This window comes from Mucilaginibacter pineti (assembly GCF_900101875.1).
GTDB lineage: Bacteria > Bacteroidota > Bacteroidia > Sphingobacteriales > Sphingobacteriaceae > Mucilaginibacter > Mucilaginibacter pineti.
The window spans coordinates 991,189-1,003,135 of record NZ_FNAI01000001.1 but is presented as its reverse complement, the minus strand read 5'-3'; the positions used below and the strand labels follow the sequence as shown (position 1 = coordinate 1,003,135).

Annotated in this window: 13 protein-coding genes; 3 read left to right on the top strand and 10 right to left on the bottom strand. The window is 42.5% G+C overall.

Annotated elements, in window-relative coordinates; genetic code table 11:
* Positions 1–81: 81 nt before the first annotated feature.
* A complete protein-coding gene (locus BLS59_RS03980) occupies positions 82–1,095 on the top strand; it encodes a 3'-5' exonuclease (protein ID WP_091144644.1) in 1,014 nt (337 codons plus the stop codon).
* A gap of 189 nt (positions 1,096–1,284) precedes the next feature.
* Here the strand turns inward: BLS59_RS03980 and queG are convergent, their stop codons facing one another.
* Entirely contained in the window at positions 1,285–2,223 is a 939-nt protein-coding gene (gene queG, locus BLS59_RS03975; protein WP_091144641.1) for a tRNA epoxyqueuosine(34) reductase QueG, read from the bottom strand.
* A 142-nt stretch (positions 2,224–2,365) separates the two neighbouring features.
* Here queG and BLS59_RS03970 point away from each other — a divergent pair, with 142 nt between their 5' ends.
* Together BLS59_RS03970 and BLS59_RS03965 are read left to right on the top strand one after the other, a co-directional pair.
* The gene (locus BLS59_RS03970; RefSeq protein WP_091144638.1) at positions 2,366–2,731 is read left to right on the top strand and encodes a SpoIIAA family protein; all 366 of its coding nucleotides are present in this window, start codon (positions 2,366–2,368) and stop codon (positions 2,729–2,731) included.
* Between the two features lie 19 nt (positions 2,732–2,750).
* The gene (locus BLS59_RS03965; protein WP_091144635.1) at positions 2,751–2,933 is read left to right on the top strand and encodes a hypothetical protein; all 183 of its coding nucleotides are present in this window, start codon (positions 2,751–2,753) and stop codon (positions 2,931–2,933) included.
* Positions 2,934–3,005: 72 nt separating this feature from the next.
* On the opposite strand, the gene BLS59_RS03960 is transcribed toward BLS59_RS03965, so the two are convergent.
* The 9 genes from BLS59_RS03960 to BLS59_RS03920 all read right to left on the bottom strand — a co-directional run bounded on the left by BLS59_RS03960 (position 3,006) and on the right by BLS59_RS03920 (position 11,943).
* A complete protein-coding gene (locus tag BLS59_RS03960; protein ID WP_091144631.1) occupies positions 3,006–3,896 on the bottom strand; it encodes a polysaccharide deacetylase family protein in 891 nt (296 codons plus the stop codon).
* A gap of 170 nt (positions 3,897–4,066) precedes the next feature.
* Positions 4,067–5,254 (bottom strand): Gfo/Idh/MocA family protein, encoded by a 1,188-nt coding sequence (locus BLS59_RS03955; RefSeq protein ID WP_091144628.1) that lies wholly within the window; start codon positions 5,252–5,254, stop codon positions 4,067–4,069.
* Between the two features lie 33 nt (positions 5,255–5,287).
* On the bottom strand, positions 5,288–6,310 hold the full coding sequence (ruvB, locus tag BLS59_RS03950; RefSeq protein ID WP_091144624.1) for a Holliday junction branch migration DNA helicase RuvB: 1,023 nt from the start codon (positions 6,308–6,310) through the stop codon (positions 5,288–5,290).
* Between the two features lie 174 nt (positions 6,311–6,484).
* Positions 6,485–7,216, bottom strand: coding sequence for a polyprenol monophosphomannose synthase (locus tag BLS59_RS03945; RefSeq protein WP_091144620.1), 732 nt, complete (start codon positions 7,214–7,216; stop codon positions 6,485–6,487).
* A gap of 48 nt (positions 7,217–7,264) precedes the next feature.
* Complete coding sequence (locus tag BLS59_RS03940) at positions 7,265–8,764, bottom strand: POT-type proton-dependent oligopeptide transporter (protein WP_091144617.1); 1,500 nt, start codon at positions 8,762–8,764, stop codon at positions 7,265–7,267.
* Between the two features lie 128 nt (positions 8,765–8,892).
* Positions 8,893–9,816 (bottom strand): hypothetical protein, encoded by a 924-nt coding sequence (locus BLS59_RS03935; RefSeq protein ID WP_091144614.1) that lies wholly within the window; start codon positions 9,814–9,816, stop codon positions 8,893–8,895.
* Positions 9,817–9,899: 83 nt separating this feature from the next.
* Positions 9,900–11,078, bottom strand: a complete 1,179-nt coding sequence (locus tag BLS59_RS03930) for an acetyl-CoA C-acyltransferase (protein WP_091144609.1) — start codon at positions 11,076–11,078, stop codon at positions 9,900–9,902.
* A gap of 156 nt (positions 11,079–11,234) precedes the next feature.
* A complete protein-coding gene (locus BLS59_RS03925; RefSeq protein ID WP_091144606.1) occupies positions 11,235–11,402 on the bottom strand; it encodes a type II toxin-antitoxin system antitoxin in 168 nt (55 codons plus the stop codon).
* 1 nt (position 11,403) lies between these two features.
* Positions 11,404–11,943 (bottom strand): hypothetical protein, encoded by a 540-nt coding sequence (locus BLS59_RS03920; RefSeq protein WP_091144604.1) that lies wholly within the window; start codon positions 11,941–11,943, stop codon positions 11,404–11,406.
* Positions 11,944–11,947: the final 4 nt, after the last annotated feature.

The window sequence follows — 11,947 nt, the reverse complement described above, 5'->3', positions numbered from 1 at the left end:
TTATTTAAATTAAAAAATTTATTCTGCTGATTCTTTTTAAGACCTTTGCAATAAGCTTAGTACTATTACTGATACCATAACATGAAATTAAATTTAAAACGCCCGCTGGCTTTTTTTGATCTTGAAACCACGGGTACTAATATAGGTGCAGACCGCATAGTTGAAATATCTGTTATAAAACTGCACCCCGATGGCAGCGAGGAAGTAACAACCTGGCGTGTACATCCCGGCATCCCAATTCCGCTTGAATCATCATTGGTACACGGTATTTATGACGAGCATATTGCCAACGAGCCCCAGTTTAAAGCACTTGGCCAGGCCATTGCCGATTTTATTGGCGAAAGCGATCTTGCCGGCTATAACTCCAACAAGTTTGATATTCCAATGCTTATGGAGGAATTTTTACGTGCAGGTGTTCAGTTTACGTTAGATGGCCGCCATTTTGTTGATGTGCAAAACATATTTCACCAAATGGAGCAGCGTACCCTTAAAGCAGCCTACCAGTTTTATTGCGATAAAAAAATTGAGAACGCCCACTCGGCAGAGGCCGATACCCGCGCTACAATGGAAGTATTGCTTGCCCAGATTGAGCGCTACGAAAATATGCAGTGGGAAGATAAAAAAGGCAACATCAGCATCCCTGTTGTTGGCGATGTGGAAGCACTGCATAAGTTTACCAATCTAAGCAAGCCCGTTGATTTTGCCGGCCGCATGGTTTACAATGATGAAGGCGAAGAAACCATTAACTTTGGTAAGCACAAAGGCAAGCGCGTTGAGGATGTACTTAATGCCGAACCAAGCTATTATTCATGGATGATGCAGGGCGATTTTCCGCTGTACACCAAACGTAAGCTGGAAGAGATCTACACCCGCTGGAACGGCAAGAAGGCCGCCGAGCGCCAGGCCAAAGCTGCCGCGCAGCCAAAACCGGCAACCCCGGCACCAAATGCCGATGCGCCTAAAAGAGAAGTACACAAACCTGATCATACTAAAACTCAATATCCGCCAAAGCCTTTCAAAAAGAAGGACGAACCCGCCCAACCCGTTAACGAAGATATGCTGGCACAACTGGCATTGAAGTTTAAAAAAGGGTAAGGTTTAGATTTGAGATATCAGATTTGAGATTTGAGAAAAAAGCCATTGCAAAATTCATTTTGCGATGGCTTTTGGATTTTAACAAATACAAAAATTTTCAAATCGCGCTTTTCTGCTACTGATACCCCGTCAAAAATTGCTGACGACCTACTGACGCGTGCTGACTACACACTGACGGCTACTGACGACCTACTGACGATTACTGACGAAATCTATATTGCGCTTTAAGCCGCTAAATTTGGTACGTTTTACCGCCGAGTTTTTGAAAACTTTTTGAAAAACATCCTGGGTCATTTCCTGCCAGTCGCCGGCCTTTAAATTCAGCAAATCAGGGTGGGGGGTAAAGGCCTGTTCGGTATTTAGTACTGAGAACCGGTTCCAGGGGCAAACGTCCTGGCATACATCGCAGCCAAACATCCAGTTATCCATTTTACCCTTAAATTCAGCCGGAATCTCGTTTTTTAGCTCAATGGTAAGGTAAGAGATACATCGGCTGCCGTCAACAACATAGGGGCCTACAATGGCATCTGTAGGGCAGGCATCAATACAGTTGGTGCAGGTGCCGCAATGATCAGCAGTGGGGGCAATGTCGTATTCCAGCTCCATATCTATAATGAGCTCGGCCAGAAAAAAGAATGATCCGGCCTTCTTATTCAGTAAGTTAGCGTTTTTCCCTATCCATCCCATACCCGATTTTTTGGCCCATGCCTTGTCCAAAACCGGTGCCGAATCTACAAATACCCGCCCGTCAACCTGGCCTATTTTCTCGTTGATGATGTGGAGCAGTTGTCTTAATTTGTCTTTTATAACTGTATGGTAATCAATGCCATATGCATACTTTGAGATCTTGGGTGCCAGGGGATCTGCCTGCCTGCTATCGGTATAATAGTTGATACCCAGGGATATAACAGATTTTGCGCCGTCAACCAGCAGGCGGGGGTCAAGGCGCTTATCAAAGTGGTTTTCCATGTACTGCATTTCGCCGTGCATGTTGTTTTTTAGCCAGGCTTCCAAGCGGGGAGCTTCCTCCTCCAAAAACTCAGCTTTTGAGATACCGCAAAACAAAAAACCAAGCTTTAGGGCCGCATTTTTAATAAGTTGACTATATGCTATTTTGCTTTGCTGCATTACTGCAAAGATATAGATTATTAAGTTCCGTGAAAGGTGTCGGGCTATAGTGTTTTGTATAAAAAACTTGCTTTAAATTAATTAAATGAGGTTTTGTTAATTATTGGTTGGGTTTTTGTAATTGTTAGTGAAAGTTTAAGAAATGCTAAAGCACATTGATTATTTGCCGGTACACGTTTTAGGGATGCACGCTGTTGGTGATGTTACCAGTACCGATTATGAGCAAGCCCTGCAGCCGCTTCTGAATGAGCAGGTTAAACGTAACGGGCAAATAAACTTTTTACTTGTGCTGGAAACAAATATCAAGAATTTTACGGCAGGCGCCTGGTGCGGCCACGTAGGAATAGGCCTTAAATACTTCACAAAATGGAGAAAACTGGCTATAGTAACCGATCAAAAAGGTGTACGTGAATTTAGTCATCTTTTTAAATATATTTTGCCGGGCCAATACCGCGGATACCGGCTTGAAGAGCTGGACGAAGCCGTAAGATGGATTGCAGAGAAATAGAATAAATAACAATATTATTATGAAAGCCACTGATTATAAACGGAATAACGATGATTCGGATTTGCATAAAGACGAAGTAGGAGAGAATACCGGAGAGGATACCCTACTGGCCAAACAAGACAAACTTAAACCCTGCGATAGAGATAATACTGAGCAGGAATCCTCAAATAAAGGTAAAGGCCCGGCGGGGGAGGATCTTTAATCGATCTGAACGTAAAGCGCCTGTTCTTTTGTAGAACAGGCGCTTTTATATCTTCATCTATTGCGTTGTCGCTTAAAAGCTGTTTCTAACGCTGTTGCTGAATGTTTTAGTTGTCCAGTAACCGCTATCTAATATACGGCGCACGGTCATCAACGGATAATCAGGATCGCGTTTATCAGCTAATTGGAAAGCTATTTTGAAGCCTTTTTTCTGAATTTCAGGCAAAACCGGTTTTTTCCAAATACCGAATGGATAAGCGAAGTAATCTATTTTCTTACCGGTAATTTCTTCCAGTTTTTTAGTTGGTTTATCTATTTGTGTAACCCAATCATCAACAGGACGGGTGGTAACTTTACCGTTTTTACCTATGATTTTAAGTTCGGAGTTGTGCGAATATTTGTCAACCCGGTGATGATCCCAGGTATGGCTGCCAATTACGTTGCCTTCGTCAGATAGTGTTTTTACGTTATCTGCAGTCATATAATGCGGGCGACCCAATGATACCGTCATCACAAAATAAACAGCCTTAAAGCCGTACTTTTTAAGTGTAGGGTTAGCTATAGTGAACTGATCCAGATCGGTATCATCAAACGTAAGCATGATAGGTTTTTTAGGCAATGGTGCACCCGTAGTAAGGTAAGCATAAAGCTGATCTGGCAAAATGGTATGGTAACCGCTATCGGCCAGCATTTTTATGTGCTCTTTAAAGGCGGCTATTTGTACAATATAGTCTTTGGCATTTTTTGAATCGGTTGCTTTCCAGTCGCGTATTTGGTGGTAGCATACTACAGGTACCTGTTTACGGGCCATAATAGCTGTTTTATCAACAGGTTTACCAGATGCTGCAGGTGTTTCTGCATTGGTTGCAGGCGTACCCGCAGATTTATCAGAAGGTTTAGACTGGCATGAAATTGTTGTACCAAGCGCACAAACTGTTAACCATACAAAAGCGTGTTTAAACATAGTAAAATGATAATAATTTAATTAATTCAACAACGACAAAATAACGTATAATATATAAAGCGTTCCTAATTATTTACAAATTTTGTTTTCGGTAAAATATGTAAAGATCAAGGCCAGGGGAGAATAAAAAAGTCATTGCTCTTTGTTCCCACCCTTTATCCTTTGTCAGCTTACAAAACTATCCTTTTGCCTTCTTTAATAGAGCGTTTTGCAGCATCGAGGATTTGCATCACTATCATGTTATATTTCAGGGACGAACGATCGTCGCGGGATTTGATAGGATCTTTAAGCGCGGCCGTAAAATAAGGTACAGGTGCATCCTCCGGCGACGGAAGGGCAGAGGCCTTAAAGCTGCGTACATTATTATGGATCTTTACCTCCAGGCTATCTTTATCATAGGTGTGGATATAGCCCTTGGCGCCAAATACCTCCATATCTTTTATGCTGAAAGGCCAGTTCCACGAAGCTTCAATCAATCCGGTTGCGTTGGGATACTCCACAATTATAGTGGCATCGTCCTCAACCTTTGGATATACTGTTGGTTTGTAATGGCGTGCAATAGCGGTAACTGCAATAGGCTTTTGCCCCTGCATAAACCAGGTCATCATATTGGCGCCGTAACAGCCAAAATCGTTAAGGGCCCCCGCACCGTTAAGTATAGGATCTGTTAACCAGCTTAAAAAATCTTCGCTGCAGCCAATTTCACGCGGACCTTCATGCCCATCATGAAACACCATTTTGCGGATCATGCCGATACTATCGGTTTTAACCGTGTTGTAGGCGCTTACTACAGATGGGTACCAGGTAGTTTCATAGTTGGTTAGCAGGTTGATGTAGTACTTTAACGCCAAAAATTCCATGCGTTTTGCTTGGTCAAGCGTGGCAGCCAAAGGTTTTTCAACCATGATTGATATACCCAAGGGGGCGCAGGTTTCCACAATATCAATATGTTTGCCTACCGCGTTATAGCCAAGCACAATAGCCGGTTTACGTTTAAGACACATTGTTCTAAGGTCTTCAAAAAACAGAGAATCGGGTACGTTATAGATCTTGCCGAACTTTGCCCAAAGTTTTTTATCCGGTTCGGCAATGCCCACAATGTTAACCCGGCCATTCTTAAACTCATTTAATATGAGGTGAATATGATCGTGGTTTAGGCCAGCTATGCCAACTTTTGGGCCAGTGGGGATTGGTCGCGGGGCTGGAATGGTATCTTTTTTAACCTTGGCCGTATCCACAGGCTGAACAGTAGGGGTAGCAGCCGGAACCGTTTGCGCGCTGGTTTTAAATACGTAAACGCTATTCAGCATAAATACCGCTATCAGTATTTTTAAGCCTTGTTTTAAGTTCTTATTCATATTTTGTAGGTAGATGGTTATTAATTGGTTTTGCTAAAATAGGGAAGGATTGCCGCCAAGTTTAATTTTCCCTAAATGTTTATAGGCTGCTTCTGTAGCTTCGCGACCGCGGGCCGTACGCATTAAAAAACCTTCCTGAATTAAAAAAGGTTCGTAAACTTCTTCAATAGTGCCTTCATCTTCACCAACCGCGGTAGCAATGGTTTTTAAACCAACAGGGCCGCCTTTAAACTTATCAATAATAGTGGTCAGGATCTTATTATCCATCTCATCCAGACCATGCTCATCAACATTTAGGGCGTTAAGGGCATATTTGGCTATAGCGGTATCTATGTTGCCATCGCCTTTTATCTGCGCAAAATCGCGGGTGCGGCGTAACAGGGCATTGGCTATACGGGGGGTACCACGGCTGCGGCGTGCAATTTCGTAGGCCCCTTCATCTGTAATCGGAGTTTTTAAAATAGATGCAGATCGTAATACGATGGTAGTGAGTAACTTGGCGTCATAATACTCTAAGCGGGCATTTATACCAAACCTTGCCCTTAGTGGCGCGGTTAGCAAGCCTGATCGGGTGGTAGCACCCACTAACGTAAAAGGGTTAAGGGAGATTTGTACAGAGCGGGCGTTGGGGCCGCTCTCCAGCATAATATCTATCTTAAAATCTTCCATTGCCGAGTACAGATACTCTTCAACCAGGGGACTAAGCCTGTGAATTTCATCTATAAATAAAATATCGCCGGTTTCAAGATTGGTGAGGAGGCCTGCAAGGTCGCCGGGTTTATCCAGTACCGGGCCCGAGGTTATTTTGATGCCAACACTCATTTCGTTGGCTATAATGTACGAGAGGGTGGTTTTACCCAACCCCGGAGGGCCGTGCAACAGTACATGGTCAAGCGCCTCGCCGCGTTGGCGGGCAGCCTGTACAAATACCTTTAAGTTAGCTAATATTTTATGCTGACCGGTAAAATCCTCAAACTGTTGCGGACGTAAAACTTTTTCAATATCACGTTCGGCATTGCTGAGGCGTTCCGGCGTGGGATCAAGGTGCTCATTCATTACCAACGAAATTAGCTTTTTTTAGGTGAAAGGTGAAAGGATAAAGGTAAAAGGTTTGTTTCTTTTATCTTTTTAGGTCAAAGGATAAAAGTTTATGAATGAGATTAGAGTTGGTGGACATGATTTTTTTCTTTCCCACCTTTTTCCTTTCGCCTTTAACCTTTTACCTCAAGATCATCCTTCCGGATATTTCCTGAAAATGCTGTTGATCTTCATTTGAATTACGCCAAAGAAGGCTTCCTTGAAGATCCCGCCCGACATTTTGGATGTGCCTGCCGTACGGTCGGTAAAAATAATGGGGACTTCTACCAGTTTAAAACCATGTTTCAGGGTGGTGTATTTCATCTCAATTTGAAAGGCATAGCCCACAAATTTAATTTTATCCAGGTTTACGGTTTCCAGCACTTTGCGTTTATAACACATAAAGCCCGCAGTTGAATCCTGTACATCGATACCGGTTATAAAGCGCACATATACCGATGCAAAATAACTCATCAATACGCGGCTCATGGGCCAGTTTACTACGTTTACACCATTGATATAGCGTGAACCGATAGCGGCATCGGCACCATCACTACAAGCCTGACGTAGCTTTAGCAAGTCATCAGGGTTGTGTGAAAAGTCGGCATCCATCTCAAAAATATAGTCGTACTGGTGCGCTATGGCCCATTTAAAACCATGAATGTAGGCTGTGCCTAAACCCTGTTTCCCCGCCCGCTCTTCAATAAAAAGTCTTTCGGGGTAAACGTTCATTAAATTTTTTACGATAACCTGCGTACCGTCAGGCGATCCGTCATCTATAATGAGGATATGGAAATCATGAGGAAGTGAAAATACCTTGCGGATCATCCGTTCGATATTTTCCTTTTCATTGTACGTTGGTATAATAACTATGCTATCGGGCACTTATTGGTTTATATGTTTGATAAATAAAACACAAAACAACGATTTTTATTATACAATTGGGTTATCCGGATGAATTTCTGTTGTATGATTGCCTTTTATATCTAATCCATTAGCCAACGCATCCGAAGCTAAATATGCTTTTTCACGCAGGCGGGGACTAATAATAAGGAAAATTATAAATGCTCCAAGGCAGATAAATACGAAAAGCCAATAGAAAGATGCGCCCGTAAAACCGCTGAACATTCCGTTTTGTGCAATACTTTTGGTAACAACCGCGTTGAAAAACGACCCAACAGAGTAGGTGATATACCATATTGCGGTCATGGTGCTCTTCATAGAAGGAGGGGATTGTGTGTAAGCATACTCAAGACCGGTAATTGATACCAAAACCTCACCTGCTGATAGTACGGCAAAGGCCAATATTTGCCACCAAACAGATGGCGAGGCACCATGATCTATCTTTGCTTGAAGCAGGGCTATAATAACAAAGCTAAAACCGGTTATAAATAAACCAGCTCCGATTTTCCTTAATGGAGTTAATTTTATACCCAGTTTTTCAACCAATGGATAAAGGCCATAATTAAAAATAGGGATCATTGCAAGCAAAAACACCGCGTTAACGGTTTGTATTTGTGCAGGTAAAATTTTCCAGCCAAATATACCGAGGTTTAAATCAAGACTTTGCGACTGCACAACCCATTCGGCACCGTTCATATCCCAAAGCGACCAAAAAACAGGGATAAACGCAAATACTGCAATTACCCGCCAAACAGCTTTAATGGCGTCAATTTTTTCGTGGCCATATTTAACTTCTGCACAATCCCAGGCTGTTTTACCGGCCGGCATTTTGCCTAATTTGCATTTCAACGCGTATATACTTACAAATACAAAGTTGTTTTTATTGAGTCCCCTTGGCGGCAGCTTAACGTAGCTTTTTCTGCCTGAGAAGAAGATTAACGTAGCAAGGGCCATTAATATCCCCGGTACACCAAACGCCCAGGCACCACCAAACTTGTCGTAAATTAAAGGGATAAAAAACAAACTCACCATTGAACCAGCGTTTATGCTGAAATAAAACCAGCTGTAAATACTGCTCATTAAATGCTGGTTACTATGGTCGAACTGATCGCCAACGTTTGCCGAAACGCAGGATTTTATAGCTCCTGCCGAGAAAGCAATGATGATTAACCCGGTTTCGAACCCGGTAAGTGACTTGTCAAAAAACGACAATAAAAAATGCCCAATTGTATAAATAAGCGAGCCTATTAGTATAACCCTATATTTTCCAAAAAACCAATCGGCAAGTAAAGCGCCCAATAACGGTGTGGCATAAACCAAGGTGGAGAAATTATGGTAAACGTTATAAGCTTTTGCGTTACCAATTTCTGGTGAATCATGCAGGTAAAACTGGCTAACCATAAAAATAACCATGATGCTGCGCATTCCGTAAAAACTGAAACGTTCTGCAAATTCGTTACCTATAATAAAAGGGACTGCTCTTGGTATTTTGCCAATGGATCTTGACTGGGCTGCTGTTTTTTCCTGCATTTTATAAAGCTAAATTTTGCTAAAAATAGTATAAATCTTTCAAATCAGAATTTAATACCGAAAGTGTTACAAATAATGGGTGGAATGTTTTGATTATTAACCGCTAACGTTGGTTTAATTTTTTTACGTTAATGCGTTTTAACCTGGTTTCTATCTTTTAGTGCCTGTTTTTTTGGGTCCACGTAATCTTTGTCGCTTTGGCTATTGCCATTTTCGGGGATGTTGCGCATGTCTAATTCTTCTACATAAACCCATTTTCCGTTCTTTAATTTATAGCCATCATAGCTTAAATCGGGGCCAAAAGATTCGGGGTGATCTTTTAATTTAGGATCGGGCGGCGAAAGGTGATCAAACACAATGAGGTTTTGTTCGGGCACATAATTTAATAACATTGATGCCTGGCGTGTATACTCGAATACAACCCTTTTACGGGCCTTGCCATTGCCATCAAATATGGGCATGCCAAATTGCGGTTTGCCATCCGGAAACGAAATCACATCAATTACTTTTTTTGTTGATTTTATGGTATTTCCTTTCCAGCCTAATAAAACATAGTAGGTTTTGGCGCCATACACCGGGATGATCTTGTAGTACTGTGCCCCAAACCATTTATGGTTATCGGTTACCGAATCTTCGGGGTGTTGCAATAGGGGCGAGTAATCTTCAAGTGGGTACATTTTTAACTGCCCGCCGGTGTTAAGTTGCACCGTACCGTAAAAACGATAACTCCCATCCTGGTTTTCTATATGCCAGGTCAGGATTCTGAAGCGATTATCCGGCGAATTGATTATGCTGATAGTTTTAACAGAATCGAACGGGAAAAGGAACGAATTTGGGATCTTTAACGCGCCAACAAGGGTTTTAATAAATTGATAGTTGGCATTTTTACGCTCCAGGTCGTTTTCATTATTGATCATTGTTTTACCCAGCTCTTTAAGGCTATCCTGGTAAATCTTTAATCGCTGTATGCGCGCATTCTCATCGGAGTGCTGGGCAAATGTTCGTAAACAAAGCAGTAGGAGGATTATAAAGGCAAAAAGTTTCTTCGTCACTATTCCTGTCGTTGGTTTAGCTAAAAATAATAAATTAATTGGGCAATGCCCGTTAAATAGCTAAATAACGGGCTTTTTATCTGTTAAAATAAATTTTCAATAACCATTGCACTTGCGCCGCCGCCGCCGTTGCAAATTCCGGCTGCGCCGTATTTACCTTGGTTTTGCTGTAAAACATGAATGAGCGTTACAATGATACGTGCACCCGATGCACCAAGGGGATGCCCCAAGGAAACAGCACCGCCGTTTACATTAACTTTTGTAGGATCGAGTTTTAAAAGCTGGTTGTTAGCTATCGCGACAACAGAGAATGCTTCATTAATCTCAAAATAATCTATCTCACCGGCAGATAACCCCGCCCTGTGTAATGCCAGCGGAATTGCTTTTGAAGGGGCGGTAGTGAACCACTCCGGCGCTTGCTGGGCATCGGCATAGGATACGATGCGGGCCAACGGGATAATTCCCAGTTCGTCGGCTTTTTCGCGGCTCATGAGTACAAGGGCTGCTGCACCATCATTTAAGGTGGATGCGTTGGCGGCAGTTACCGTGCCATCTTTTTTAAATACAGGTTTAAGGGTTGGGATCTTTTCAAATTTTACAGCTTTGGGTTCTTCGTCCTCGGCAAATAAAGTAATGTCGCCTTTTTTATCCTTGAGTTCAATTGGGGTTATTTCCGCTGCAAATTTGCCATCCGCCTGCGCCTTTTGTGCGCGATTGTAAGATTCAATGGCAAACGCGTCCTGTTCTTCACGGGTTATGTTGCAGTCAACCGCGCAAAGCTCAGCAGCCGAGCCCATGTGGTAGTCGTTATAAACATCCCAAAGACCATCTTTTACCAGGCCATCGGTTATTTGACCGTTACCCAAGCGATAACCGTTACGTGCTTTATCAAGATAATAGGGAACATTGCTCATGCTTTCCATGCCGCCTGCAACCACAATGTCATTTTGGCCCAGGGCAATACTTTGCGCGGCAAGCATAATGGCTTTCATACCCGATGCGCAAACCTTATTAACGGTAGTGGCAGGCAAGTAAGGCAAGCCAGCAAATATAGCAGCCTGGGTAGCTGGTGCCTGCCCCAAATTGGCCGACATAACATTACCCATGTACACTTCCTGTACCTGATCTGGCTTTAAGCCTGCTTTTTCAACGGCCGATTTGATAACCTGCGCACCCAATTGGGTAGCGCCTATGGCGGCCAGACTACCACCGAAACTACCTATAGGCGTACGGGTGGCGGCAACTATTACTACTTCTCTCATGTATGTTTCCCGCTTAGTTGGAAAGCAAATTTAGTTATTTTGATTGAAGTGAAAAGCTATGCGTGCATAATAAATTATTGGATGATAGTTCATAGTTGATAGTTCATGGTCAATAAAGAATAAAGCCATGAACTATCAACTATTATCTATGAACCATTAACTATCTGTTTTCTTTTTTGCAGTTTTTTTACGGGCAAGCAACGCCTGTTGCATCAGGAACTCTATCTGGCCGTTGGTGCTCCTGAATTCTTCGGCAGCCCATGCCTCCAGTTCCTTTAATACATCAGGGTTGATGCGTAAAACAAATGCTTTTTTCTCTGCCATATCAACTTCCTACTCCTGCCGTGGCCGCACTTTGCGCCTGTTTAATCAAAATTAAATTAACACCCAATAAAGCCATCAAGGGTAAATCGGGTATGTTTTTTAGTAAATCAAGGTTGAACGTAATGTTAAAAGGAGTTTTAAAACTCCATAATCCTGTTTTTATCGAAAGGATATCGCCATAACGGTCATTCACCAGGCTAAAGGTGCGGGTGAATAATTTTTTATTCAAAAATTCGGCATCGAAGCCGTTATTCATGTTCAGCTTTATCCTGCGCGACCATACCTCGGGTATCACCATACCCAATTCTTCTTCATTTTGACCGGTGATTATTAATGTACGGCTAAATACGCCCTTACGCTTTATGGTCCATGTTTTTTGGGCGGTTTCTAAAATGGTAACCGTTTTCCACAGGCTTGCATAGCTCAATTTGCCGTAAATAAACTGACCGTCAGTAAGGTTAAAGGATGGCCTAAAAAAGCCATTCCTTGTTACCGACAGCTCATTTGTGCGTAGTTGATCGAAACTTCTGAATTGTTCCATGTTA

What these genes read in the sequence shown, in the direction of transcription:
- BLS59_RS03980 (WP_091144644.1), top strand. Translation starts at nt 82, where the DNA reads ATGAAATTAAATTTAAAACGCCCGCTGGCTTTTTTTGATCTTGAAACC.
- queG (WP_091144641.1), bottom strand. Translation starts at nt 2,223, where the DNA reads ATGCAGCAAAGCAAAATAGCATATAGTCAACTTATTAAAAATGCGGCC.
- BLS59_RS03970 (WP_091144638.1), top strand. Translation starts at nt 2,366, where the DNA reads ATGCTAAAGCACATTGATTATTTGCCGGTACACGTTTTAGGGATGCAC.
- BLS59_RS03965 (WP_091144635.1), top strand. Translation starts at nt 2,751, where the DNA reads ATGAAAGCCACTGATTATAAACGGAATAACGATGATTCGGATTTGCAT.
- BLS59_RS03960 (WP_091144631.1), bottom strand. Translation starts at nt 3,896, where the DNA reads ATGTTTAAACACGCTTTTGTATGGTTAACAGTTTGTGCGCTTGGTACA.
- BLS59_RS03955 (WP_091144628.1), bottom strand. Translation starts at nt 5,254, where the DNA reads ATGAATAAGAACTTAAAACAAGGCTTAAAAATACTGATAGCGGTATTT.
- ruvB (WP_091144624.1), bottom strand. Translation starts at nt 6,310, where the DNA reads ATGAATGAGCACCTTGATCCCACGCCGGAACGCCTCAGCAATGCCGAA.
- BLS59_RS03940 (WP_091144617.1), bottom strand. Translation starts at nt 8,764, where the DNA reads ATGCAGGAAAAAACAGCAGCCCAGTCAAGATCCATTGGCAAAATACCA.
- BLS59_RS03930 (WP_091144609.1), bottom strand. Translation starts at nt 11,078, where the DNA reads ATGAGAGAAGTAGTAATAGTTGCCGCCACCCGTACGCCTATAGGTAGT.
- BLS59_RS03925 (WP_091144606.1), bottom strand. Translation starts at nt 11,402, where the DNA reads ATGGCAGAGAAAAAAGCATTTGTTTTACGCATCAACCCTGATGTATTA.
- BLS59_RS03920 (WP_091144604.1), bottom strand. Translation starts at nt 11,943, where the DNA reads ATGGAACAATTCAGAAGTTTCGATCAACTACGCACAAATGAGCTGTCG.